24 protein-coding genes are annotated in these 25,309 nt (G+C 36.3%); 6 read left to right on the forward strand and 18 right to left on the reverse strand.

Features of this window, described 5'->3' with window-relative positions:
• Window positions 1-72: 72 nt before the first annotated feature.
• The 5 genes from LCP48_RS21020 to LCP48_RS21040 all read right to left on the reverse strand — a co-directional run bounded on the left by LCP48_RS21020 (window position 73) and on the right by LCP48_RS21040 (window position 6,172).
• Window positions 73-1,596, reverse strand: a complete 1,524-nt coding sequence (locus tag LCP48_RS21020) for a degradosome RNA helicase CshA (protein ID WP_004232027.1) — start codon at window positions 1,594-1,596, stop codon at window positions 73-75.
• A gap of 352 nt (window positions 1,597-1,948) precedes the next feature.
• Window positions 1,949-2,641 (reverse strand): alpha/beta hydrolase, encoded by a 693-nt coding sequence (locus tag LCP48_RS21025; protein WP_004232026.1) that lies wholly within the window; start codon window positions 2,639-2,641, stop codon window positions 1,949-1,951.
• A gap of 75 nt (window positions 2,642-2,716) precedes the next feature.
• The gene (locus LCP48_RS21030) at window positions 2,717-4,084 is read right to left on the reverse strand and encodes a UDP-N-acetylmuramoyl-tripeptide--D-alanyl-D-alanine ligase (protein WP_004232025.1); all 1,368 of its coding nucleotides are present in this window, start codon (window positions 4,082-4,084) and stop codon (window positions 2,717-2,719) included.
• An 11-nt stretch (window positions 4,085-4,095) separates the two neighbouring features.
• Complete coding sequence (locus tag LCP48_RS21035; protein ID WP_004232024.1) at window positions 4,096-5,175, reverse strand: D-alanine--D-alanine ligase; 1,080 nt, start codon at window positions 5,173-5,175, stop codon at window positions 4,096-4,098.
• 244 nt (window positions 5,176-5,419) lie between these two features.
• Window positions 5,420-6,172: a hypothetical protein gene (locus LCP48_RS21040; RefSeq protein WP_004232022.1), complete on the reverse strand. Its 753-nt coding sequence runs from the start codon at window positions 6,170-6,172 to the stop codon at window positions 5,420-5,422.
• A gap of 353 nt (window positions 6,173-6,525) precedes the next feature.
• On the opposite strand from LCP48_RS21040, the gene LCP48_RS21045 reads away from it, so the two are divergent.
• A complete protein-coding gene (locus LCP48_RS21045) occupies window positions 6,526-7,713 on the forward strand; it encodes an FtsW/RodA/SpoVE family cell cycle protein (protein ID WP_004232020.1) in 1,188 nt (395 codons plus the stop codon).
• A 57-nt stretch (window positions 7,714-7,770) separates the two neighbouring features.
• Here LCP48_RS21045 and LCP48_RS21050 read toward each other — a convergent pair whose 3' ends face one another.
• A complete protein-coding gene (locus tag LCP48_RS21050; RefSeq protein WP_004232019.1) occupies window positions 7,771-7,908 on the reverse strand; it encodes an Lmo0850 family protein in 138 nt (45 codons plus the stop codon).
• A 368-nt stretch (window positions 7,909-8,276) separates the two neighbouring features.
• Between LCP48_RS21050 and LCP48_RS21055 the strand changes: the two genes are divergently transcribed.
• On the forward strand, window positions 8,277-9,437 hold the full coding sequence (locus LCP48_RS21055) for an MFS transporter (protein ID WP_004232017.1): 1,161 nt from the start codon (window positions 8,277-8,279) through the stop codon (window positions 9,435-9,437).
• Between the two features lie 218 nt (window positions 9,438-9,655).
• Entirely contained in the window at window positions 9,656-11,113 is a 1,458-nt protein-coding gene (gene cls / locus LCP48_RS21060) for a cardiolipin synthase (RefSeq protein WP_004232015.1), read from the forward strand.
• A 49-nt stretch (window positions 11,114-11,162) separates the two neighbouring features.
• Here cls and LCP48_RS21065 read toward each other — a convergent pair whose 3' ends face one another.
• The 4 genes from LCP48_RS21065 to LCP48_RS21080 all read right to left on the reverse strand — a co-directional run bounded on the left by LCP48_RS21065 (window position 11,163) and on the right by LCP48_RS21080 (window position 14,138).
• A complete protein-coding gene (locus tag LCP48_RS21065; protein WP_004232013.1) occupies window positions 11,163-11,942 on the reverse strand; it encodes a M15 family metallopeptidase in 780 nt (259 codons plus the stop codon).
• Between the two features lie 150 nt (window positions 11,943-12,092).
• On the reverse strand, window positions 12,093-12,341 hold the full coding sequence (locus LCP48_RS21070) for a hypothetical protein (RefSeq protein ID WP_004232012.1): 249 nt from the start codon (window positions 12,339-12,341) through the stop codon (window positions 12,093-12,095).
• 64 nt (window positions 12,342-12,405) lie between these two features.
• On the reverse strand, window positions 12,406-13,167 hold the full coding sequence (gene yidC, locus LCP48_RS21075; RefSeq protein WP_004232011.1) for a membrane protein insertase YidC: 762 nt from the start codon (window positions 13,165-13,167) through the stop codon (window positions 12,406-12,408).
• Between the two features lie 176 nt (window positions 13,168-13,343).
• The gene (locus LCP48_RS21080; protein WP_004232009.1) at window positions 13,344-14,138 is read right to left on the reverse strand and encodes a helix-turn-helix transcriptional regulator; all 795 of its coding nucleotides are present in this window, start codon (window positions 14,136-14,138) and stop codon (window positions 13,344-13,346) included.
• A 505-nt stretch (window positions 14,139-14,643) separates the two neighbouring features.
• Here LCP48_RS21080 and LCP48_RS21085 point away from each other — a divergent pair.
• The 3 genes from LCP48_RS21085 to LCP48_RS21095 all read left to right on the forward strand — a co-directional run bounded on the left by LCP48_RS21085 (window position 14,644) and on the right by LCP48_RS21095 (window position 18,452).
• Window positions 14,644-15,294 (forward strand): LytTR family DNA-binding domain-containing protein, encoded by a 651-nt coding sequence (locus LCP48_RS21085; RefSeq protein ID WP_004232004.1) that lies wholly within the window; start codon window positions 14,644-14,646, stop codon window positions 15,292-15,294.
• A gap of 340 nt (window positions 15,295-15,634) precedes the next feature.
• Complete coding sequence (locus LCP48_RS21090) at window positions 15,635-17,155, forward strand: succinyl-CoA:acetate CoA-transferase ScpC (RefSeq protein ID WP_004232003.1); 1,521 nt, start codon at window positions 15,635-15,637, stop codon at window positions 17,153-17,155.
• A 154-nt stretch (window positions 17,156-17,309) separates the two neighbouring features.
• Window positions 17,310-18,452: an MFS transporter gene (locus tag LCP48_RS21095; RefSeq protein WP_004232001.1), complete on the forward strand. Its 1,143-nt coding sequence runs from the start codon at window positions 17,310-17,312 to the stop codon at window positions 18,450-18,452.
• 17 nt (window positions 18,453-18,469) lie between these two features.
• Here the strand turns inward: LCP48_RS21095 and LCP48_RS21100 are convergent, their stop codons facing one another.
• The 8 genes from LCP48_RS21100 to LCP48_RS21135 form a co-directional block, all read right to left on the reverse strand.
• Window positions 18,470-18,778 carry a hypothetical protein gene (locus tag LCP48_RS21100; RefSeq protein ID WP_004232000.1) on the reverse strand — a complete coding sequence of 103 codons (309 nt, stop codon included), beginning with the start codon at window positions 18,776-18,778 and terminating at the stop codon, window positions 18,470-18,472.
• A 499-nt stretch (window positions 18,779-19,277) separates the two neighbouring features.
• Entirely contained in the window at window positions 19,278-19,559 is a 282-nt protein-coding gene (locus LCP48_RS21105) for a GNAT family N-acetyltransferase (protein WP_004231997.1), read from the reverse strand.
• 229 nt (window positions 19,560-19,788) lie between these two features.
• A complete protein-coding gene (locus tag LCP48_RS21110) occupies window positions 19,789-20,703 on the reverse strand; it encodes a DUF1002 domain-containing protein (RefSeq protein ID WP_004231995.1) in 915 nt (304 codons plus the stop codon).
• Between the two features lie 158 nt (window positions 20,704-20,861).
• Window positions 20,862-21,719 carry a CvfB family protein gene (locus LCP48_RS21115; RefSeq protein ID WP_004231994.1) on the reverse strand — a complete coding sequence of 286 codons (858 nt, stop codon included), beginning with the start codon at window positions 21,717-21,719 and terminating at the stop codon, window positions 20,862-20,864.
• Between the two features lie 29 nt (window positions 21,720-21,748).
• Complete coding sequence (mntR, locus tag LCP48_RS21120) at window positions 21,749-22,168, reverse strand: transcriptional regulator MntR (RefSeq protein ID WP_004231993.1); 420 nt, start codon at window positions 22,166-22,168, stop codon at window positions 21,749-21,751.
• 122 nt (window positions 22,169-22,290) lie between these two features.
• Window positions 22,291-22,587 (reverse strand): late competence development ComFB family protein, encoded by a 297-nt coding sequence (locus tag LCP48_RS21125; protein ID WP_004231991.1) that lies wholly within the window; start codon window positions 22,585-22,587, stop codon window positions 22,291-22,293.
• A gap of 170 nt (window positions 22,588-22,757) precedes the next feature.
• On the reverse strand, window positions 22,758-24,881 hold the full coding sequence (locus tag LCP48_RS21130; protein WP_004231989.1) for a heavy metal translocating P-type ATPase: 2,124 nt from the start codon (window positions 24,879-24,881) through the stop codon (window positions 22,758-22,760).
• Window positions 24,862-25,233: an ArsR/SmtB family transcription factor gene (locus tag LCP48_RS21135; protein WP_004231987.1), complete on the reverse strand. Its 372-nt coding sequence runs from the start codon at window positions 25,231-25,233 to the stop codon at window positions 24,862-24,864. Before LCP48_RS21135 ends, LCP48_RS21130 begins: the two co-directional genes overlap by 20 nt.
• Window positions 25,234-25,309: the final 76 nt, after the last annotated feature.

Here is a 25,309-nt window from a genome sequence, read left to right on the forward strand (position 1 = left end):
TAGCCGAAAAAAAACCTTACAGCCATCATGACTGTAAGGTTTAATTAAAAATTAAGTGTATTTCGTCTAAAATTATCCTTCGTGACGTCTTGGAGAACGAGAACGACCTTGTCCACCTTCACGACGTCCACCTTCACGGCGTCCACCCTCTCGACGGCTACTGCTACTGCGACGCTCTCCACTGCGAGCATTATCACGACGTCCTCCACCAAAGCTACGGTTTCCGCGGCCACGATCACCGCCACCACGATTATTGCTAGAACGTTCACGACGCATTGGTAATGGACGTTCTTCTGTGATTGTTACTGGTGTATCGTCTGGCTCTCTTGTTAATGAACGTAGAGCAGCTGCAACAACATCGACTGCATCATGATTCTCTAGTAATTCTGCTGCAAATGTGCGGTAATCACCTAAATTGTTATTAGCAATAAGACCTTCCAGAGTTTCCACTGCTAAACGTTGTTGACCTTCTAATGCTTCATCCGTTGTTGGTGGGCGAAGAGGTGTCATACGTTTTTTCGTAGTTTCTTCTACAATACGTAAGTAGCCCATTTCACGTGGTGTTACAAATGTTACAGCAAGACCTGATTTACCGGCACGACCTGTACGTCCAATACGGTGCACATATGATTCAGGATCTTGAGGAATATCAAAGTTATAAACATGTGTTACACCAGAAATATCAAGTCCACGAGCGGCTACATCAGTCGCAACAAGGATATCGATTTTATTTTCTTTAAACTGACGTAATACTGAGATACGCTTCGCTTGGCTTAAATCACCATGAATACCTTCAGCTAAATAGCCACGAATAGATAGGGCCTGTGCAAGTTCATCTACACGACGTTTTGTACGACCAAATATAATAGCTAGTTCTGGTTGGTGTACATTTAATAAACGAGATAAAACATCAAATTTTTCACGTTCAGCAGACTTAACAAAATATTGATCAATGTTATCAACAGTTAATTCTTTTGCTTTAATTTTTACAATCTCTGGATCACGCATAAATGTTTCTGCAATTTTACGGATTGCTGGTGGCATTGTTGCTGAGAAAAGTAATGTTTGGCGCTCAGAAGGTACGTTTTCTAAGATTGAATTAATATCATCGATAAAGCCCATGTTTAACATTTCATCTGCTTCATCCAATACTAATGTTTGAACATCTTCTAATTTTAACGTACGACGATTTATATGATCAATAATACGACCTGGCGTACCAACAATGATTTGAGGTTTATTTTTCAGTGCACGTATTTGACGACCAATTTCTTGACCACCGTATACTGATAATAATTTTACGCGTTTGTCATAGCCAATTTTATAAAGCTCTTCTGAAACTTGAATCGCTAACTCACGAGTTGGAGCAATGACTAATGCTTGAATATTAGGGTTTTTTGGATCGATTTTTTCAATTAGTGGAATCCCGAAAGCGGCAGTTTTACCAGTACCTGTTTGTGCTTGACCTAATACATCACGGCCTTCAATTGCAAAACGAATAGTACCTTCTTGGATTGGTGTTGCTTCTTCAAATCCCATACGCTTTACTGAGCGTAATGTAGATTCGCTAATATTTAATTCTGAAAAATTTGTCAAACTTCTCAATCTCCTTTTTTTCCTTTTAAGTTGACAAATGGTTACATTTTCAGATGAAGTTGTCGGCAAATTCGAGCCTGTGTAGTGGAACGTTTCCGTTACTTAAAAATTTTCTCTACATGATAGTCCATATAGAGCTCTCTTATATGAAAAGGAAAGCCCGGTCTTTACCGAGCGGTTCGATTCTGTCGTAATTTTTCACTTTAGAATAAAACCGTTGTGTTCAAAAAAAAGTACTCTTCAACCATATATGAAGAGTCTTCGCACAAAATGTATCCATTGCTTATACTAGTCTAACATGGCTTTAAATCCTATGCAACGATAACGCATGAGTCGTAATAATCTGACTACTTTATTTGTCTTTCAAAAACATTAAAACCTGTGGAAACCATTTAGAGCAATCTTCCTCAAAACATATATGATGCTTGCCATTATCAGAAAAATACAAGAATTTGTCTATAGAGGCTAATTCATCAAAAAGAAATTGAGCCGTATGATAAGGCACTATCCCATCCAACTTCCCCTGCACAATATATACAGGAGTTTGAATATGTCGATAATACGGCTCCACCATTCTTACCAGCTTCATAAATTCTACTGTTGAGACAAGCGGCACATTGTTAAACTTATGACGGTATCGTAGATAGAGTTCGTTATTAGTCAAATTATGGTGATAGGCTTCAGTAGTTAACATTTTAAAATCTTTGACTAGCTGTTTAGGGCTCACATACTTTGCAGCAGCACTTAGTAATACAAGCTTTTTCACTTTATAGCGTTTAGCTAAATATAACGCTATAATTCCTCCCATTGAAAAGCCAACAACGATTACCTCATCAACTTTTTTTGCCAACGATCGGAAAGCTAATTCGGCATCCATCAACCAGTGTTTCGCCTTAAAACCACTCATATGTAATTCTTCACCATGCCCAGACAATGTTGGCTCTTCAATTATCCAATCTGTATGTGAACGTAAATAACTTGTGAATGGCTTCACCTCGTATGGTCCACCTGAAAATCCATGAATACATAGTACACCTACTGACAACGTTCTCACCTCATTTAACAAAGATAAACCTACACAAATAAATCGGTGAGCGTTTCTCTCACCGATTCATTGCTACTATGACATAAATGCCTTTAAGATCGTCTCTAATTTCATACCACGTGAGCCTTTAAGTAAAACAATAGATGATTCATTCGCTTGTTCTAGCTTTTCAATAATAGCCGTATAATCATCTTCTGTATACAATAAACGTTCCGCCTCAAAGCGCTTTTCTAATATTTTGTAAAGATATAGCATTCGAGGGCCAAACAAACAGACATAATCAATTTCATCCTCATTAATATGCTCAGCTAGGCCCTCATGGAAAATTCGCTCATTTGGTCCAAGCTCTAGCATATCTCCTAACACAAGCCATTTTTCAGGTCGAATAGTTGATGTAGCCATAAATTGAATGGCAGCTTTTACGGAGGTTGGTGCTGCATTATAGGCATCATTGATAAATAGAGCGCCATTCGTTCCTAGTATCTGTTGCATCCTCATATCTGTTAATACGACATGCTCTAAGGATGTACGTATTTGTTCATTGCTTAAACCAAGCTTATGAGAAATTAACATTGCCACAAGTGTATTTTTCACTTGATGCCTGCCAAGCACTGAAATAAAGAAATCACCCTCCATCATACCGTGTGTAGTGAAGTGGCTGCCATCAGCGTTAGCATGAATATTGTCTGCGTATAAAAGATTATTGGATTCTAATCCGAACGGCACTGACTGTAAGTGCTGTTCCTTTGCCACTAATTCTTGGAGCAAAGGTTCATCGCCATCATAGAATAATAGACCATCATTTTGCATTCCTTGAATAATTTCAAACTTTGCTTTTGCAATACCAGCACGAGACCCCAAATCCTGCATATGGGCCTCACCAATGTTGGTAATAACCGTCATATGTGGACGAGCGAGCTTCGATAAAAACTCAATTTCACCAAATCCACTCATGCCCATCTCAAGGACAGCCACATCTGTATCTTCATCAAGCTGTAAGATAGTAATGGGCAGGCCCAATTGATTATTAAAGTTCCCGATCGTTTTTTGTACTTTAAAGAATGGAGCTAGTGTTCCCGCTAATATATCCTTTGTTGATGTCTTACCATTTGAACCTGTAATGCCTATAAATTTTGCTTTATGTTCATTACGATATGCTCTAGCCATTTCTTGCAAAGCTAATTCTGGATCATCCACAAACAACAAAGGGTAACCTTCTGGTGGGTTCGGCTCATCCTTTTGCCAAAGAGAAGCTCCGGCACCTTTCTCAAATGCCTGCATTACAAACTTGTGCCCATTTGTATGCTCACCACGAAACGGAACAAATAGGTCTCCTTGTTGAATTGTTCTTGTATCAATAGAAATTCCTGACACAACAGTGTCACCAAAAGCCGCCATATCCTCATTTAACCATGCAGCTAATTGTTTTAAAGTTTTTTTCACGATAATCCCACTCAGTCTTTTTTATAGTGAAGCTGTTGTTTTTCTTCATAGCGCTCAATTGCTAGGGTAATTAAACGGTCGATCAGCTCTGGATAACTCACATTTGTATGCTGCCATAATAATGGATACATACTTACAGGTGTGAAACCTGGCATTGTGTTTACTTCATTAATGTAAACGTTGTTTTCAGCCGTTACAAAAAAATCCGCACGTACTAAGCCGCTACCATCTATAGCCTTAAATGCACGCTTTGCCAGTTCTTTTAAGCTTGCCACAGTTTCTACTGGAAGCTCAGCTGGAATAATAAGTGCTGTAGAACCGTCCTTGTATTTTGAATCATAATCATAAAAATCAGTAACGGGTTTAATTTCTCCTGGCACTGATACTTCAGGATAGTCATTTCCTAACACTGCCAGTTCAACCTCACGAGCGACAATTCCCTGTTCAACAACGATTTTACGATCATATTGCAAAGCAACCTCAATTGCTTTTACTAATTGCTCGCGATCTGTTGCCTTGCTAATCCCAACACTTGATCCTAAGTTTGCAGGCTTTACAAACATTGGCCAATTCAAGTTATTTTCACAGCGTTCAATGATTGCCTGTTGCTCATTCTTCCACTCACTACGAATAAAATACGTATAGGGCACTTGAGGTAATCCAGCAATTTCAAATAATTGCTTCATTACCACTTTATCCATTCCAGCAGAGGATGCTAATACACCATTTCCTACATATGGTAAATTTAGAACTTCAAGTAAACCTTGCACTGTTCCATCCTCACCATTCGTACCATGTAACAATGGGAAAATCACATCAAACTTTACCTCATTGCCACTTTTATCAATCAAAAAATCAGTGATATTATTTTCCAAAATTGTAGTATTATCACCAAATTGTAGTTCTTCTATTGCACTTACGGGTTTTTCTAAACGCTCTCCACGACGCCATTCCCCATCAGATGTAATGAAAATCGGATATACTTCATACTCCTCGAAATTCAAAGCTCCCGTGACTGCACGTGCTGTCGATAATGACACTTCGTGCTCCGCTGACTTTCCGCCGTATAATAAACCGATTCTTTTTTTCATTTTTGTGCCCTCCACATACTTCTTGAGTACTATTAGTTTATCATGAAACGTCTTGACAAATGACATAAAAATCTCACCGTATTTTTAACGGTGAGATTTTACGTATATTTCATCGATTATGCCCTGGCATCATTAGTTACTGCTATAGAATTATACAGGAACCATGCAATATGAATAATATCTACCAACATCCTATCTTCAGTTTATAGAAGTCATTGTTCTTTGATTGCGTCACCTTTTAAGATTAAAGAATATAGATTAATTCATCGTGCTCTGTTTTTAGAATCGTACTTAAGTCATCCCAAACTTCATCAGGAAAAGAATATTCAGATAGATTGCGAACTTCTATTCCATACGCTACTTTCGGTTTCTCAATTCGGTACAGAGATAGTAATGCTCCATCTTTCGCAAAGGATCGGTAAGAACGTAAAAAATCTGGTGATATAGCGGGTATACTCGCTTTTACTTTTCGACGCCAAAATCCAGTGCTGCGTTCCTTTTCACGAATTAAACTATTAAAAACATTGGCAACCAATAAATCCGAATCACTTAAATGACGAAAATAAATTTTCGTCATTTTCTCTAAGTCTGAAGAATAATAGACAAATCTATTTTGTAATTTATTAAAAAATGCTGACGTAATCGGTTCTTTCTTGTGACTTATGTAAAGCAATTCTCCTTGTTCCATCGGTGTTAAATGATCTAGCCTCTTCTCGTCCATAAAATCAATCCAGCATAATTCTTTAGATTCAGCAGATTTTTTAACAAAACGAGGAACATCTTCTTCTAATACATATTCAAATTGTGTATGCATATTAAAAGAACCGTCTTCATAGGAATGTTTTAATAACAGCAAGTGATGTAGTGGTTCAAGTGCAGCCACAAATTGCGAGAATTTTAACCCGCTAAATATAACAAATTTATCGACATCATTCATATGAACATAAATATGATACATAAAATCATCAGATGACTTTAATTTTTTAGCCACAACCATCACCCCATTCTTCACTACATTATAAGACTAAACATGATTTTTTTGAAACATTTTATGTTAATTGTCGTCACTACTATATACGCAGGCATAAAAGTAATTTTTGCGTTATAATTAGGAATGTTAAACATGCATTTGCATATAAAGTTTAGATTACTCAATGAGTTGACGTATTTGCTTAAAATTCCATTGACAATATTCAAAGCAAATTGCAAGCTTATCAATAGATATGAGCTATTCTTACACCACTGCTGGTTATTATTTTGCTTTCTTCTTTGACCAATTATAAACGAAATAGGGAGAATCGCATCACATTTACTCATATTGAGATACTATTTTAATTTTAGGTGGCTTTTATGGAAAATAAACGAAATTTCGCAAATCGTTTTGACTGGACACTTGCATTTATACTCTTCACTTTTCTAGTCATTAGTTTGTTAGCTATTGCATCTGCCCAAACCTCAGGACAATATGGCATTAACTACGTACCAAAACAAATGCAATGGTATGTGATCGGTGCAGTAATTATTGGTATAGTCATGTTTTTTGAGCCAGATCAATATAAAAAAATGTCATGGTATATGTATGGAGCAGGGATTGTCTTACTGGTACTGCTTATTTTTATGCCAGAGGGAGAAGGTCAAATCGGTGCACCCGTTAATGGTGCTAAAAGCTGGTATCATACGCCGATTGGAAATATTCAGCCTTCTGAGTTTATGAAAACTTTTTACATTTTAGCACTAGCTCGATTAATTAGTAAGCACCATGAAATTTATTCATTACGATCAATTAAAACAGACTTTTTGCTCCTAGGTAAAATCGCTATCACCCTAATCGTACCATTAGCTATTATTTTAAAGCAGCCTGATCTAGGCTCAGCACTTGTATTCTTTGCTATTACTGCCGCACTCATCATCGTAGCAGGTATTTCTTGGAAAATCATTCTACCAACATTTTTAGGTGGTATGGTAGCAGGCGGTACACTACTGTGGATGGCACTCTATATGCAAGACTTTTTAGAAAAAACATTTGGTTTTAAGGCTTATCAATTTGCTCGTATTTATTCTTGGCTAGACCCCTATTCCTATTCATCCAGCGATGGCTATCATTTAATTACCTCTTTAAATGCCATTGGATCAGGTGAAATTTTTGGTAAGGGATTTAGAAATCGTGAAGTATATGTAGCTGAAAACCATACCGATTTCATTTTTACCGTTATCGGTGAGGAATGGGGCTTTATTGGGGCTAGTATTGTTATTTGTATATTCTTCTTATTAATTTATCATTTAACAAAGACAACCCTTTTATTGAAAGATCCCTTCTCGACCTATGTATGTGCTGGGATTATTGCCATGATTACTTTCCACGTTTTCGAAAATATTGGTATGACTATTCAATTATTACCTATCACAGGTATTCCACTTCCATTCATTAGCTATGGAGGAAGTTCACTTATGGGGAATGCTTTAGCGATTGGGCTAGTCTTTAGTATGCGATTCCATTATCGAACATATATGTTTACCACCCATGATGAAGATGAATAACTATAGAAAAAGGGAAGTCTCGCGTATTGAGACCTCCCTTTTTCTATTGGAAACGAGTTAAGCTTGAACTTGCGGAGTTTGCGTTGGTGGTGTTAGCACTTTTAAAAGTTCTAGTCGAGACTTTGTTACAGTGGCTGTTACACCCAACTTAGATAAATTCGAAACAATCTTTTTCAAATCTACTTCTTTTGTCATACATTCCACCTCAATCTTTCCTCGATTTTATATAACGTTTTATTTACGAAAAAGTTTCATTTTTCTACGAGTATGATGTCTGACAAATTTATCATACCATTTAACTTACCATTAAAATTTTTCAATTTTGTTACATTGTAAATTTTTCACATCATCAAACTTTTCCATCAAACATATTTAAATTACCCAAAATGGCTACATTTTATTCAAAAATCAGAACATAGATTTAAAAAATCTTAAATTGCTTCATTATTTCTTTACTAAATTGTTCCACTTTATTCAAGCTTATCCTCCCCTATTGTTGTAATCGCAAGAACAAGAAGGGTAGAATATACATATTGAAATATCGTATGAAAGCAGGGAACTGTATGAAAAAGGCTATTTTACTATTGATGTCTGTTCAATTCCTAGTTTATCTAGGGTTCGGCATTATTATCCCCGTCTTGCCAGAGGTAATTGTACAGCAAAATTGGCATGATCTCCACGTAGGTGGTTTATTGACCGTCTATTCACTTGCAAGTTTTTTCACAGCACCGTTTTGGGGTATGCTATCCGATAAGGTAGGGCGAAAACAACTAATCCTTACTGGTCTAATTGGCTTTAGCCTTAGTTTTGTTATTTTTTCACTATTTATAGATAACCTAGCTATACTGTATGTTTCACGTATTATTGGTGGTTTATTTTCTGGTGCATTATATACAGCAGTAACAGGATTTATCGCCGATATGTCTAGTGAAGAGGATCGTAATAAGTATATGGGCTTTATGGGCATGTCCATTGGTCTTGGGTTTATTTTTGGTCCAGCAATCGGTGGAATGCTAGGCCATTATAGCTTGCAGCTACCGTTTACTGCATCAGCATCATTAATTGCACTATTATTTATTTATGCAAGTTTCGTCCTAAAAGAACCTAAAAAACGAAAAGATTCAAATAAACGTGCTATAGTGCCAAAAGGTGCTGCAACCATGCTACAATACCGTGTGCGCTATCTGTTTATGTTTTCTTTTTTAGTAACTTTTATGTTAGCGGGCGTTGAGGCTACATTTCAGCTATTTCAAATCGAAAAAATTCACATTACGCCGTTACAAATTGGTTACTTGTTCATGTTTAGTGGCTTTGTCGATGCAGCTATTCAAGGAGGGGTCGTTCGACGCATAAAAAATGGAAGTGAAACGACATGGTTAATTGGCGCACAAATTGTAACTGCTATCGGCATGCTTTTATTTACATTGACAGCTAATCTTTTTATCGCCGGGCTTGCCCTTTGTGTCTTTACAGCAGGTAATGCACTTGCAAGAACATGTGTTGTATCACTCTCCTCTAAAGAATCTGGAGGGCAATATGGAACTGCCGCTGGACTGTCCTATTCAATGGATAACTTAGGACGTATTCTCGGTCCACTATTTTTCACATGGTTATTTACCGTACAAGCAAGTCTTGGTTATTATATTTCCGCTGCAATAGCCATTCTTTCTATAAGCCTAATCTATATATATAAGGCATCTCGTAAATCATTGCGCCATCCATAAAATATAGTAGGTTGCATTTTATGGATACCAAACGTTGAGTCAGTAATCGGAGAAACATCCTATTCTATTAGAGAATTACTAATTAAACCATGCGGATTATCCCTATCTATCAAAGGGATAATCCTTTTCCATGCCATCTAGCCATTTCATATCTTCTTTCCGCATTTGAAGTAGGCTATACTAGGTATGTTATTAACAATACAAAGGCAGGTGTAGGAATGAGCATTTTTACAGATATAGAATATTTAGTTCCTTTAACTTTGTTTTTTAATATTTTATTAGCCATGACCATCATTTTCTTAGAACGTAAAGATGCTACCTCTACATGGGCATGGATTCTCGTTTTATTTTTCCTGCCATTAGCTGGATTTATTTTGTACTTATTACTTGGAAGACAATTACGAAGAAAGCATCTATTCCGTTGGGAAGGACGCAAGGACATCGGGATTGATAATCTGATTACCTATCAGATGGAAGCGATTCGTGATGAAACGTTTGAGTTTCGTATTGCTAATGCAGAAAATTATCAAGAGATGATTTATATGCACCTCCGAACAAACAATGCAGTATTAACACAGGACAACCATCTGGATATTTTTGATGATGGTGCCAATAAGTTCGAGCAGCTTCTTAAAGACATTGAAGCAGCTAAAGATCACATTCACATCCAGTATTATATTTTCAGACTTGATGACTTAGGTACACGTATCGTCAATGCATTGATAAAAAAGGCAAAGCAAGGTGTTAAGGTACGTCTTCTCTATGATGAAATGGGATCACGTAATGTTAAAAAACGCCATTTCAAAAAGTTACTGCATGCTGGTGGCGAAGTAGAAGTTTTCTTCCCATCCATTTTGCCACTTCTTAACCCTCGTTTAAATTTTAGAAATCATCGAAAAATCGTTGTCATTGATGGTCGAATTGGCTATATCGGTGGTTTTAACGTCGGTGATGAGTATTTAGGTTTACAAAAAAAGTTTGGTTATTGGCGAGATACACACTTACGTATTGAGGGTAGTGCCGTACATCCTTTGCAAACACGCTTTTTACTCGACTGGAACCAAGCTAGTGCTCAACAAAAAATGGGCTACTCGGATCGTTACTTCCCTGCCATCCCGAAAAAAGGTGATGTGGGTTTACAGATTGTTTCAAGTGGACCAGACTCAGACTGGGAGCAAATAAAGATCGGTTACTTAAAGCTTATTAATATGGCTCAAAAATATATTTATATTCAAACACCTTATTTCATCCCAGATGTTAGTTTTTTAGACGCCATTAAAATTGCCACCTTGTCGGGCATTGATGTACGTATTATGATTCCTAACAAGCCTGATCACATGTTTGTATATTGGGCTACTTATTCTTATGTCGGTCAATTACTACGTGCTGGAGCCAAAGTCTATATCTATGAAAAGGGCTTTATCCATGCTAAAGCTATTATTATTGATGACGAGGCTTCCTCTGTCGGAACAGCGAATATTGATGTACGAAGTTTTAGTCTGAATTTTGAAGTCAATGCCTTCATATATGATGCAAATATATCGCACCAATTGGCAGAACTGTTTGAGAAGGATATTTTTGATTGTACGGAATTAACATGGGAAATGTATAAAAACCGTTCAACACTGATTAAATTTAAAGAATCTATTTCCCGTCTATTAACACCCATTTTATAAAAATAAAAAGGAAGAGAGCCTGTTCACAGAATGGCTTCTCTTCCTATTATTATTTTACGCCTAAATATTCTTCCAACGTAATGTTTTTCTTCGTTATCTCTTTTGCAATCTCTTTGCCCACATAACGATAGTGCCATGACTCATACATATAACCTGTTATTTCTTCTTTGTTTTGAGGGAAACGCAAAATAAAGCCATACTCCTGTGCATGTGCAAATAGCCATTGCCCTGCTGGAGTTTCCCCAAACGCTTCTGTCAGCCACACATCTTCTTTTCCACGCTCTCCTATATCAAACGCTAAGCCTGTTTGATGTTCTGAGTAGCCAGGACGAGCACTATATCGATCTGCTGCTGCCTGTCCATCACGTTTAACATAATTATCATAAAGTGTTGTTTGATATTCAAAAGATCGGTAGCCACTAAATGCAACTAAATCAAATCCTTGTTGCTTGGCAGCGGCTAACATTTGATTTAACGCTTCTCGTGCTTCTGGATTTTCTTCAGGTGCAAAGGTAGATGGAAGCGGATAAATTTTATTAGCTAACAGAATACCATTGATATAAGTTGGTTCCGTAGGTAATGTTTGATTTGGAAGATACCCATTTTCGTCTGGTTGTTGCTCTGGCTTTGCAGGTGTTTCAGTATTGTCTGGTTTCTCTATTGCAGTAGAATCTTGTTCAGTTGTTTTGTTTGTTTCTGTTGTTTTTGACTGCTCATCAGATGCACTATTTACTTGATTATTTTTATAGTTATAGACTACAAAAATTGCTACGATTAACGCGATAGATATGAAAGCACCAACGATAAGCGGAAGACGATTGTTTTTCACTCTGTATACCCCTTTTAAAATATCAGGTATCTAAAAGGATGTTTTAAAGCATTTCACCTTGAAAATACCTATTTTATTGTATTACTAGTTATAATCTTATTTTAGCACTGTTCACATTTTCAGGTGTAAATTTCCTACGTAAATATTCAATTAATCTGTTAGAACGATGACAAATACTACTATAGATGCAATTGCAAAAAAAATTGCCATATACTGCATCCATTTTGCTTCTTTTATATAACCTTGCTCTTTAAAGCTTTTTGCTCTAAACCCATTTGATAGGGCAAACATGACCGTCATTGCAAGTACGGCAAAATTAAACTTCCCCATAATAATAAATACAAGTGCTGCAATACTAAAAATTGCAACAAGAATAGATGATAGCCATTTTTTGCTCATCTTGCTGTCCTCCTAAAAAAATCGAGGCAACAAAGGCGCCTCGACATCGATCAATTTATTTTGTTTATTTTTTTGCTTTCTCAGGATGTTCCGAATAATATTTACGTCCAATATATGTTTGAATAATTAACAATGCACCACTAACAGACCAATACAAAGGCAGTGCTGCCATAGAAGACATGGAGATAAAGACAATCATAATTGGTGAAATATAAATAAACATTTTCATCTGCGCTTTTTGTTGCTCAGGTACCGTCCACAAAGATACACGAGCCTGGATTAGGTAAACAATCCCTGCAACTATAGTCATCACGATATCAGGTGAACCTAAGCTAAACCATAAAAACTCATGGGATTTCACATCGGCAGAATACAAGATCGAGAAATACAGACCCATAATAATCGGCATTTGAATTAACATCGGTAAACAACCCATATTAAGTGGATTAATGCCATGCTTTTGATATAGAGCCATCATTTCTTGTTGGTATTGCGTTTGCTCCTCTTTTGTCTTAGCTTCCTTCATTTTTTTCTGAACGGCTTCCATTTCAGGTTTAAAAGCATCCATCTTCGTTTTCATTAATTGCTGTTGACGATAGTTCTTTAACATAATCGGCATTAACACTAAACGAATTAGAACAGTAATCGCAATGATTGCTAAACCATAGCTCCCTGAAAAGATATCATTCCCGAAAAACTCCAATAAAAATTCCATAGGTTTTACAAATATACTATAGAAAAAACCTTCTTTGTTTTGCACAGCTTGACAGCCACTAAGAACAAAAACGGCAATACCAAGCATTGAGAATAGCTTCAAATTTTTCATTTTTCCACCTACTATTATTTATCAACTACTGTGAAGTATACCTTATAGGGTCTCTCTTTATCAAATAGCAAGTGCTACTCATTCCTTCAGCTTTTTCCTCAGATGATTCATCAAAAAAGATGCGAGCTTTAGCAACGCTAATATGTTCGCACCTTCTCATTCTCTATGCTCAAAATCTAAACATTTTGTAATTCAGTCTCTGCCATTTCAAAACGATAAAATTCGTGATGAAGCTCGTCTCTAAAATGTTTTGGCGTAACTCCCGTATACTTTTTGAAAATACGTGTAAAATAACTTTGATTACAGAAATGGAATTGATCTGAGATAGAAGTAATACTTTTGTTTGTATGTCGTAAGTAGTACTGTGATTCTTCTACACGTCTTACATTTAAATACTCAACCAATGTAATGCCCACATGTTCTCTAAAAATACGTGATAAGTGACTAGTGCTTATATGAAAGTTATTCGCTATACTTTCAACAGTTAAATCATTTTCAAGCTCGTCATTTATATACATTATCACTTTGTTAACAGTTTGATGTCGGAAAGTCGGTTGTTTGCGATCTGCAATAAAGTAAACAAAGAAATCAATTAAATCATCAGCAAATTGTAAAAATTCTGCGTCTTTCATCTGATTTTCTATCATATCGTTACACGCAATATTAAAAGCAAATGCTTTTTTCGAAGGTACTTGATTGTCCAGCAATTTACGAGCAACAATTGATGACAAAACAGAAAAATAACTTCGAACGATTTTAATGACCTGTTTGCCAAAACGAATTGAGAGAATATCAATTAACTCATGCAAAGATTTTTTCGCTTTTGCAGATTCTAAATGGTAAATTTCAAAAATTAATTTCGACTCAATATTAAAAAATTCTTCGACGCCGATATATTGATTAATATTATCGATTTCTTGGAAGTATCTTTTGGATATCGTTTCTGACATAGAATGTTGATGTAGTTGCATAATCTTCCCCATCTTTCCTCAGAGTGCACGAATTGCATGACAATATTTGACACCAATCCCGACGAATTAAAAATAAGAAAATAGTATTTACTTATTCAATATAAGAACTGAGTCCTATTTCACAAATTTTATTAACAAATAAATCAAAAATAACCCTACTAAAACACCAAATATAAAAAAAATAGACTATACAGTGAATTTTACCATATTCTGCGATTTCCTTTCAACCACATTTTAATTGCTACTCTAGTTCTAATTTATCACATACGCATAGTAGAAACCTCGTAAACTTTTTCCTAACAATTAAATTTTACCATATACATATCAAAATAAATTAGTCATTTTATAAATTTATTTACAAATTATACAAAACAACTAACATCATTCTAATGGATCATTCGACATTTTTCTATTTTATTCCTAAATCTTCTCTATATAATTTATATGAATATGTAGTAAAATAGATGATAATACTATTTTTAAAAGTTTAGACGAGGTGTTTAAAGTGGATCCAAAACAAATAGAAGAGATTATGGAGATTATTAAGGAATTCTTCCCTGAAAATACGTCCATCGCTATCTCTGATACAAATGAATATTTGTATTATCAACCAAGCAAGAAAGTTGATTTAAAAATTAAACCTGGTGACCCTATCAAAGAAGGTTCAGCCGCACACAAAGCATTAAGCTATGGTCAAAAAATCAGCTCTTATATCGAACCTGATGTCTTCGGTGTCGCATATTATGGCATGAGTATTCCTTTAATGGAGGAAGGCGAAACAAAAGGGGCTATTACTGCTATCTTCCCGCAAAAACCATCAGCATTCTTAACAAACTACATTACAATCAAAATTGATGATTGCTGGTACCCAATCAAACATGATCAAGTTATTTATTTAGAAACACAACTCCGTAAAACATTTGTTAAAACAATGACTCGTGAAGGTTATCACCGTTTAAACTTAAGTGATCTAGAGCTATTTTTAGCACCTGACTCATTTATTCGTTGTCACCGCTCTTATATCGTTAACATTGACTACATTGATGAAATTCAACCAGACTCACACTCAACGTTTTTATTAATTATGAAAGATGGTACACGTATTCCGGTAAGCCAACGCTATGCAAGCTATTTCCGTCGTTCTTTAGGTTTCTAATTTGTATGAACAGCGAGCAATTTTTATAATTGTTCGCTGTTCTTTTTTGCGAACAAATCCTCCCCATTTAACTATTTTTGCACTGTTTTTAATGTAGAAAACAACTAAATTTATACAGCTCTACAATAAAACGTTTTCTCTGTCGAAAAATCATCTTAATGCTCGATTTTCCTTTTTTTACTCAATTTAATGCTAATTCTAAAGTTTTTGTGACAATTTGGTGATAGTATTATTCAAATGGTTGGAGTCATACTACAACTGAATAAACAGAAAATTCTTAAATGTTTTTTCTAGTTTTGTAATCGGTTTCCATCAAAATTATTTAGGGGAGGATTTTTTTATGGATGCAAATGTTCAAAAACGCCTAGGTTTAAAAGAACTTGAGAGTAAAATTGTAACTGCTGAAGAAGCAGCAGCACTGATTTCTAATGGTGATGTAGTTGGGATGAGTGGTTTTACTCGTGCTGGGGATGCAAAAGTTGTTCCAATGGCATTAGTTGAGCGTGCAAAAAATGAAGAATTCAAAATTGATGTATATACAGGTGCATCATTAGGACCAGAAGTAGATAAGTACTTAGCAGAAGCTGGTGCAATTCGTAAACGTGGACCATTCCAGGGTGATGCGGGTATCCGTAATTTAATTAATTCTGGGGATATCTTATATGTAGATGCTCATCTTTCTCATAATGCGGAGCTAGTGCGCCAAGGAATTATTGGACCAATCAAGTATTTAATTCTTGAAGCGGTTGCTATTACTGAAGATGGATTAATTATTCCAACAAACTCTGTAGGTAACTCACCTATCTTTGCAGAATATGCAGAAAATATTATTATCGAATTAAATATTTCTCATCCAGAAGCTTTAATTGGTATCCATGATATTTATGTACCTGGAGAACAAGGTAAACGTGAAGCTATCCCAATGACAGATGCTATGCAACGCCTTGGTGATATTGGTATCAAAGTAGATCCAGCTAAAATTAAAGCAATTGTTATTTCTGAAGAGCCAGACGCTCCTTCATTAATCGTACCTCCAGATGAAGAAACACAAACGATGGCAAACATTTTATTAGACTTCTTCCGTGATGAAATTAAAGCGGGTCGTTTAACAAACCAATTAATGCCATTGCAATCTGGTGTAGGTTCTGTAGCAAACGCTGTACTTGATGGCTTTGCAGATTCAGAATTTGAAGATTTAATTGTTGCATCTGAAGTACTTCAAGATGCTGTATTTAACTTAATCGATGCTGGTAAAGTTAAATTCGCCGCTGCAACTTCAATCACACTTACTGAAGAATTACAGCAAAAAGTTTATGGTAATTTAGAAAAGTATGCTGATAAAATTTGCTTACGTCCACAAGAAATTTCTAACCACCCTGAGCTTATCCGTCGTTTGGGTCTAATCTCAATCAACACAGCTCTTGAGTTAGATATCTATGGTAACGTTAATTCGACGCATGTTTCTGGTACTCGTATGATGAACGGTATCGGTGGTTCAGGTGACTTCGCACGTAACGCACGCCTTGGTATTTTTGTTACAAAATCATACGCAAAAGGTGGAGCAATTTCTTCTATCGTGCCAATGGTATCTCACGTTGACCATACTGAACATGACGTTGATGTTATCGTTACGGAACAAGGTATTGCTGACTTACGTGGTCTTGCACCAAAAGAACGTGTACCTTTAATTATTGAAAACTGTGCACACCCAGACTACAAAGAACAATTATGGGATTACTATAACCGTGCAGTTGAAGCAACTGGCAACCACCAAACTCCTCATCTTTTAGAGGAAGCACTTTCTTGGCATGTAAATCTCGCTAAAAACAAAACAATGAAAAAAGAAGTTGCAAAAGCTTAATTATTAAATTGTCGTACGTCTAATAAGTTGATACTTATTAGACGTTTTTTTTACGTGAACGCAAAAAACAAGTGAGAAGTATTATCGATTGGAAAATGCTATAATAGGACTATATCAATCATTGACTATAATGTTCTATTTCATCGGAGGAACCATGAAGAAATTTATCTATGCTATTATTTTCTTTTCGTTTTTCGACCTTTTTACTCAGCTTCCTGTTATGAGTACTTATGCTGAGTCTTTAGGTGCATCGGCATTCCTCACTGGTCTTGCAGTGGGCATGTATTCGCTTTCTAATACATTCGGTAATATCATTTCTGGCTTCTTAACGGATCGCAAAGGACCTTTCGTCATACTCATAATAGGTCTTCTAACAACAGGTCTATCATTAACATTTTATAATTTAGTAGAAGAGCCTATTGCTTTATTAATTGTACGTTTTATCCATGGCCTTGTTGCAGGCTTCATTGTTCCTGCTGCCTTTACATATCTAGCGAACGCTACAGAGCAGGATAAAAGAGGAAAGGGCAGTGCTATTTCTGGCGCCTTTGTAGGTATAGCAGCCATTCTAGGCCCTGCATTTAGTGGCATTTTAGCTAGCCGGACAAGTGTACCCTTTGTTTTCAATATCACAGCAAGCTGTATGCTTCTGCTAGGTATCTTTGCGTTCTTTATATTGAAGGCAAATCAAGTAAAAAAAGAGAAGGCTAAACAGAGTGATTACATTCCGATCAGTGTCTTCTTTAATAACACAGGAACATTAAAAGCCTTTTTAGGAGCGTTTTTCTTAATGTTTTCCCAAGGGGTTATTGCGTATCTACTCCCGCTTAAAGTACATTCCTTAGGCTTCGACTCTCGTTTAAGCGGCACTTTAATGAGTACATTTGGAATTATTGCAGTCCTTGTTTTCCTATTACCTACTAATCGTATTTTTGATAAGGTTAATCCACTTAAAACATTGTCTTTTGGTATAGGTTTAATGGGAATAAGCCAGCTATTAATTAGCCAAGCAAATTCTAGCTCTTTACTCTATACAGCTATGGCTTGCTATGGAATCGGATTCGGTTTCCTATTCCCTTCAGTAAATTCGCTTCTAATTGACTCTACAACTGCTAAAGTACGAGGAAAAGCATACGGCTACTTCTATGCGTTTTTCTCATTAGGTGTTGTTATAGGCTCTTCTTTATTAGGTTGGCTATCACTTGGTACTGTCAGTGGCTTTGCATTTACTGGCTTCGTGTTATTGCTCTTTGCAGGCGCCATCCTTATTCCACACAAAAGACCTTCTCATGCTTAGATGAGAAGGTTTTTTGTTTACTTTTCCTTTTCTTGAATTTCTTCATTATAGAAATGGACACCAGTATGTCCTCCACCTTCAGCTACCATTTCATTCGAGGCAATTTTAGTTGGTGAAGTACCAGCCTCTGTTGCTACCTCTGTTGCTACACGTTCTGCAATATTGTCATGCATATCAGGACCTGTAGTAAGATACGACTCTAATTTTGCTTTCATACTATTAAACATTGTTAGTGCTTTATCACGATTCTCTTTTTTACTGAAATAAGATGCTGCTAGTCCTGCTAATCCTGCAACGACAACACCTGTTCCTTTTCGTTTTGCCATAGTTTATAACCTCCTAAAAGTATAGAAACTAGCTCTGTAGTATAGTTTTTCCCTATTCTTAAAAGAATAAACATTATTTTTTTATACCCTCTAGCATATATATTAATGTATGGATAAATACTTGCCCTTTTATCTAGTAATAACTCCGTCAATCCATTGTAGTTCGTCTAGTTTTTAATGCAGACAATCTCACTCGATTTCCTATTAAAGTCCAGTTATCGGACCCCTATTTTTAGCATTCGTCAAAATTTTGTAACTATTTATGATTATAAAAGGCAAGTAAAGGGAATTAATGAATTACTACTAAAATAGGAGAGTGGTTATGATGAAAGAATTCGATTTAGCATATGATTGGATAGATATGGCTTCATTAATCGGTGGGGCTGGCTTCTTAACAGTACTAATTTATAGTGTCATTCTATTATAAGGAGCTATTTACATGATTTGCTCTAGCAATTAAAAGGCAATCCGCTTAATTAAAAGCAGATTGCCTTATTTTTTATTGTTTCACGTCATTGTATGCATCTGATTTTTCAAATGCAGCCACAACATAAGAACAAACGGCCTTGATTTTATAACCATTTTCGCGTGCATACGATGCTGCTTGATCGAGTAATTGTTTGGCCACACCTTGACCACGGAGCTTATCTGATACATATGTGTGATCCATTACCATTACTGAGCCATTTTGCTGCCAAGTAATTTCTGCTAGTTTTTCCCCTGCTTGCTCATTCAAAAATGCAAACTTATTTTCTGCTAATTGTTGTAATTGGAATTCCATTTCTCACCACTCCTTTTATTCATAGTACCATAAGCTTTTTATATTTTCACAAAATTTGTGTACGCTTCTTTTATCTAATCAGCGAAGCTATGTCCAGATAATCAGTTAGCTTTCCTATGTCGAAAACATCTCACTTCAAAATTTTTCACTTGTTGAATCAAAAAAATCTGTACACCTTCTCTAGTAAAGTGAGAAGGTATAACAGATTTTCTTTCTATCAACTATAAATTTAGTTAAACCATGAAGAAATAGTATCTTTTAAATTAGCAAAAAAGCTTTTTACGCTTTCCCAGAAACCTTTATCTTCCATAAGTGAACCGAATTTTTCTTGGATCGTATTACTGATATCATTTAATTGATCAGACCATTTACTAAAATCAATGTCCAGCTTGCTTATTTTATCCATTAAATCTACTAGCAATTGACGGTCCTTTTCACTTAAATTAATTTCAAGCTTACTTAATTGCTCTTCTACAATTTTCTCCACATCTTCACGTGTTGCTGGCTTTAACTCTGCAATTTGCTTTTTAATTTCTGTCAGTAATTCCGCAACCTTTGCATCGTCTACCCCTGCAGATTCTGCAATGGATGTTGCTACTGATAATTCTTCGTTTGCTACATCTGTACGATCAATATCCAGTGTTTCCCCTGTAGTGACCTCATATGCCTTGTAAATACCTACTAATGCTGAATGCCCTGTAACGGCTTTTGGTGCAGCTACTTGTACGGATGCATCCTGAATTCCTGCTGTTAACATCGCATTTGCGTACATCTCTGAAGTTACCTGCGTTATATTCGATGGTGTGACAATTTGTATTACTAGACCCTCTCCTGCATCTCTGCGTGTAATCTTTGCAGAAGAGTACATACGTGAGCTTGAATTACTATCTTTAATGTATTTTACTAGATCCTCACCAGACACAGTAATTTCTTCAATTTCAGGTTCTTCGCTTACTTTTAATGATTTTTTCACAGATTCTTTTTCAGCCTCAGATAAATTTGCTCCATACACGACGATTGGTACACCTAATTTTTCATCAATTGCTTTTGGAGGCGTATTGTCAGATGCAAATCCTGTTGCTGGTGCCATCACTCCAAATACTAACATTGTAGCAGTTAGTATTTTAATCCATGTTTTTTTCAAATCGTGTGACCCCTTTCGCTAAAACTTCATAATTAGCAAGTATAATGTATGCCACTATACAATAATTAGTACGAAAAAAAGACGAGAAGGTTTCAAGGATGTCTCTCGTCACTTTTCCTGCTGTAAATGTTTTGCTAGCTAGTCAAACTAACCATCCTTTAAATTTCTTCAGTCCAACCGTCCTGTTGTTTCACTTTACCAGCTTTCATTAATGTTCCTAAGGCACGTTTAAATGCCCCTTTACTCATATTAAACATTTCTTGAATCTCTTCAGGAGACGATTTATCACCAAATGGCATTTTACCGCCCACATCCTGTATATAGTTTAATATTTGTTGCGCATCATTTGAAAGACGCTCATGTTTTCTTGGTAAAAGAGAGCCATTCATGGAACCATCGTCTTTTACATCGATAATACGAACAACTACATCTTGTCCTAATCGAGGCTCATTATTTCGCTCAGACTCGTGCACAAAAATACGGTAAGGAACTTCTACACCTAGCAAAAATGTCCCAATCGGTAACAAACGATATGGGCGTGCTTGGATATTCTTATTATGCATATCTTCAAATGCACCTTCATATAGCTCCGAAATTTTTTCCTCTGTGGCTAAACGACCAAATAAATCACCGTTACGATCTGTACGTAGTGTCATAAATAAATGATCGCCTGGTTCTGGCCAAACCTCTTTTAATGCAGGTAAATCCTCTGCTCTTACTAATACTTCACGAGATGTACCAATATCCACAAAAGCACCTTCACGTTCCACTACTTTCAAGACACGTGCCCAGCCGTATTCACCTTGTGTAAAAGCTGGAATAGACGTTGTTGCAGCCAAATCTCCACGACGGTCTGCAAATAAAAATACTTCAAGGCGGTCACCTACTGTTAGTGGCTCAGTTACCTCTGAAGCATTTAAAGGTAGTTCTTCAACTCCATTTGTTAAAATCCATTTTGATGCTTGTTGCTCTAATACCGTTAATGTAACGACTTCACCTGATTTTAATGCGTTCATATTGTCTCCCTTTCCTTCACACCATCATTTTAAAGATTGTGCTGTGTCTTAGATGCCTCTAATTTTTTCACGATGTCTGGATTTTCTTCCATTACTTGCACAAGATCTGCAATACGATCGATTGAATTCCAACTTAAATGATGTTCAATTCCCTCCACATCATCATAAATACGTTCTTCATCCACACCAATCATTCGTAAAAACTGCTCGAGCAATTCATGACGCTGCACAAGACGCTTTCCGAGCTTATCCCCTTTAGGCGTCAATGTCAGTCCACGGTACTTTTCATAAACTAAATAACCATCTTTATCTAATTTTTGAACCATTTTTGTAACAGAAGAAGGAAGAACAGATAATGCTTCAGCAATGTCAGACACTCGCGCATATCCCTTGTTGGCAATTAATAAATATATTTGTTCGATATGGTCCTCCATACTAGGTGTTGGCATATCCTTTTCCCTCTCTTTCCTTTTCTTACTCTCTAGTTTACTACAAGCTTGGCTTAAAAGTTAACTGAAAATACATAGCCTAGAAAAACACTTCCTTTACAACTTAAATAGAGCCTCTTCTATTAAGAAGTAGGCTCTACTTTGTGTCGAGGATACTTATTTACCACATGTAACGCATGAATAATTTCTTTATTAATGCGCTCAATGTTTCCAGGAGTATTCATTTCTTTAAATGCCTCATCTCTAGCTTCCATAGATGTAACATACTTACTTGGCAATGCATTTAGTGTAAGTGCCACCGTGTCTAATTCACAGATTTCGCATTTACAAAATGTTTGATATTCTGGTCCTCGTAGTAAAAAGCTTACTAAACCACGCACAATTTCTTCTGTAACATTTACTAAAATAGGATCTGACATATTCAAACTTTCGCCTCATTTATATTTAATTGTTACATTACTCCTGAAACTATAATAGCCTTAAAAAAAGTCTTTTTCAAGAATCACAAGTAGCATCTATTCGCATAAAATCCCTTGGGTCAAAGCAAGATTAATTTCCTATCTTTTCAGATCGTTCTACACCTTACTTACTACTTTTTTGATCTAATTAGTCTTAATGAATTAAACACAACTAATAGTGTTGCACCCATATCGGCAAAAATTGCTATCCATAATGTTAACCATCCTGGTATGACAAGTAGCAATGCAATTAATTTTAAAACTAGGGCAAATATAATATTTTCTTTAATGATACGTAATGTTTTTCTGCTCAAGTCAATAGTGTAAGGAAGCTTTGTCAAATCATCACCCATTAAGGCAATATCTGCTGTCTCAAGAGCTGCATCCGTTCCTGCTCCACCCATGGCAATTCCTACGTTTGCAGTAGCCAATGCTGGTGCATCGTTTACACCATCTCCAACCATTGCTACAGCACCAAATTGTGCACGTAAATCCTTAATCGCCTTTAATTTTTCTTCTGGTAACAAACCAGCACGCACATCTGTCATCTTTAATGAAGTAGCAATGGCTTGCGCTGTAGGCTCTGCATCGCCTGTTAGCATCACCATATGCTTTACTTTTAAGGCATTTAATTTGTTCAATACGTCCTTGCTTTCATGACGTAATTGATCAGCAATTGCAATCAGGCCAATAAGTTGATTATTTGAAACAGCTGCTACTACTGTTTTACCCTGTTCTTGCAAATTCTTAACCTGATTTTCTATATTTTGATCTACAGAGGTTAATGAAGTAGCCCATTTCATGCTACCTACATAAATAATCTGATTATCAACGGTAGCATAGGCACCTTTTCCTGTTACTGATTGGAAATCTGTTGGTATGAGCTCAGATAATTTTTTATCGTGTAATCTATTTAAAATTGCTTTAGCTAAAGGGTGCTGTGACTGTTTTTCTACCGCTGCCACTAGTTGTAACACATAGTCCTCTGACCAATTTTCAGTCGTTACGATATCTGTTACTGCTGGCTGCCCTTTTGTTAATGTTCCTGTTTTGTCAAAGGCAACAGCTTCAATATGTCCTAGCTGCTCTAAATGAACACCACCTTTGATCAGTACACCTTGCCTTGCTGCATTACCAATGGCTGTAACAATGGCAACGGGAGTAGAGACGACCAGTGCACAAGGACATCCTACCACTAAAACAGCTAGACCTTGGTAAATCCAATGCTGCCAATCACCTACTAATAAAGGTGGAATTACAGCTACTAGAAAAGCAATAATCATAATCGCTGGTGTATAATACTTTGCAAAGCGATCTACAAATTGCTGAGAAGGTGCCTTTTCTGCCTGTGCTTCTTCCACTAGATGAATTATTTTAGCGATAGTAGTATCTTCTACACGCTTTGTCACACGTACTTCAAGTGCACCCTCTTCATTTAAAGTACCAGCAAATACTTCATCATTTACTGTTTTATTTACGGGAATTGACTCACCTGTAATAGCTGCCTGATTGACTGCAGACAATCCACTAATGACTATGCCATCCATCGCAATCTTTTGCCCAGGCTTTACAATCAAAATATCTCCTATTTCTATATCCTCCGTAGGTAACTCAACCTCATGGTAGTGTTCACCGTGGGCTCTTTTGATAATCGCTGTTGGTGGAGCAATATCCATTAATTGACGAATAGATTGACGTGCTTTATCCATTGAATACGCTTCAAGTGCCTCACTCACAGCAAATAAGAATACGACCACTGCCGCTTCCTCCCATTCACCGATAATAGCAGCTCCGATGATGGCGATTGTCATAAGCGTCTTCATATCAAATTCAAAGCGAACTAAATTGCGGAAGCCTATTTTAAAAATACCCACTCCACCCACAAGGATAGCTATAATAAACATGGCAATCGGTAGTGGGTTCGATTCCCCATTCATACCCACAAATAGATAACCTAGAATGACAAAAAGCAATGAAATTCCTGCTAGAACATTTTCCTTTTTGCGATAAAAAGGTGTAGTATTTTCAAGTGCTTTTGCTGCCGACTGTGTAACCTTAATGCCATCAAAGGCACCTGCTTCTTCAATTTGGTCTACACTAATAGCACCGATTACTGTAATTTTAGAAGCACCAAAATTCACTTGTGCATCCTGTACTTCTGGAATAGCCTTCACATTTTTCTCAAACTTTGCGGCACAACTAGCGCAGGATAAATTTTGTAATCTGTATTCTTGTTTAATTGGCGTCGCTGCCATTCGCAATCCCCTCTTTCGCATGTTCGTAGGCAATTGTTACAATTTGATATACATGCTCATCCGCTAAAGAGTAATACATTTGCTTACCTTTACGGTGTGATCTTGCTAAATTATTATCTTTCAAATAGCGTAAATGATGGGATGCTGTAGCAACTGAAGAACCAATAATAGTCGCAACATCACAAACACATAGTTCATCTTCCACCGTTAAAGCATAGGCAATTTTAAGTCTAGTTTCATCAGATAATGCTTTTAAAAATTTTGCTACACCTGATAAATCAGGCATTTGTTGTTTCACCTTTGTGACTGCTTCTTCATGTACATGCGTCACCTCACATATTTCTTTTGGCATTTTTCTCACCTCATTCAAATATTCGTTTGATTGTATTCAATGTAACATATTATTCCATCATATTCAAACCAATATT

The organism is Lysinibacillus capsici (genome assembly GCF_020217405.1).
Taxonomy (GTDB): domain Bacteria; phylum Bacillota; class Bacilli; order Bacillales_A; family Planococcaceae; genus Lysinibacillus; species Lysinibacillus capsici.

Excerpts from the sequence above, each read along its gene's own strand:
- LCP48_RS21035 (WP_004232024.1), bottom strand. The coding sequence starts at position 5,175 with ATGAAAAAAAGAATCGGTTTATTATACGGCGGAAAGTCAGCGGAGCAC.
- LCP48_RS21040 (WP_004232022.1), bottom strand. The coding sequence starts at position 6,172 with ATGGTTGTGGCTAAAAAATTAAAGTCATCTGATGATTTTATGTATCAT.
- LCP48_RS21045 (WP_004232020.1), top strand. The coding sequence starts at position 6,526 with ATGGAAAATAAACGAAATTTCGCAAATCGTTTTGACTGGACACTTGCA.
- LCP48_RS21050 (WP_004232019.1), bottom strand. The coding sequence starts at position 7,908 with ATGACAAAAGAAGTAGATTTGAAAAAGATTGTTTCGAATTTATCTAAG.
- LCP48_RS21055 (WP_004232017.1), top strand. The coding sequence starts at position 8,277 with ATGAAAAAGGCTATTTTACTATTGATGTCTGTTCAATTCCTAGTTTAT.
- cls (WP_004232015.1), top strand. The coding sequence starts at position 9,656 with ATGAGCATTTTTACAGATATAGAATATTTAGTTCCTTTAACTTTGTTT.
- LCP48_RS21070 (WP_004232012.1), bottom strand. The coding sequence starts at position 12,341 with ATGAGCAAAAAATGGCTATCATCTATTCTTGTTGCAATTTTTAGTATT.
- yidC (WP_004232011.1), bottom strand. The coding sequence starts at position 13,167 with ATGAAAAATTTGAAGCTATTCTCAATGCTTGGTATTGCCGTTTTTGTT.
- LCP48_RS21080 (WP_004232009.1), bottom strand. The coding sequence starts at position 14,138 with ATGCAACTACATCAACATTCTATGTCAGAAACGATATCCAAAAGATAC.
- LCP48_RS21090 (WP_004232003.1), top strand. The coding sequence starts at position 15,635 with ATGGATGCAAATGTTCAAAAACGCCTAGGTTTAAAAGAACTTGAGAGT.
- LCP48_RS21095 (WP_004232001.1), top strand. The coding sequence starts at position 17,310 with ATGAAGAAATTTATCTATGCTATTATTTTCTTTTCGTTTTTCGACCTT.
- LCP48_RS21100 (WP_004232000.1), bottom strand. The coding sequence starts at position 18,778 with ATGGCAAAACGAAAAGGAACAGGTGTTGTCGTTGCAGGATTAGCAGGA.
- LCP48_RS21105 (WP_004231997.1), bottom strand. The coding sequence starts at position 19,559 with ATGGAATTCCAATTACAACAATTAGCAGAAAATAAGTTTGCATTTTTG.
- LCP48_RS21115 (WP_004231994.1), bottom strand. The coding sequence starts at position 21,719 with ATGAACGCATTAAAATCAGGTGAAGTCGTTACATTAACGGTATTAGAG.
- mntR (WP_004231993.1), bottom strand. The coding sequence starts at position 22,168 with ATGCCAACACCTAGTATGGAGGACCATATCGAACAAATATATTTATTA.
- LCP48_RS21125 (WP_004231991.1), bottom strand. The coding sequence starts at position 22,587 with ATGTCAGATCCTATTTTAGTAAATGTTACAGAAGAAATTGTGCGTGGT.
- LCP48_RS21130 (WP_004231989.1), bottom strand. The coding sequence starts at position 24,881 with ATGGCAGCGACGCCAATTAAACAAGAATACAGATTACAAAATTTATCC.
- LCP48_RS21135 (WP_004231987.1), bottom strand. The coding sequence starts at position 25,233 with ATGCCAAAAGAAATATGTGAGGTGACGCATGTACATGAAGAAGCAGTC.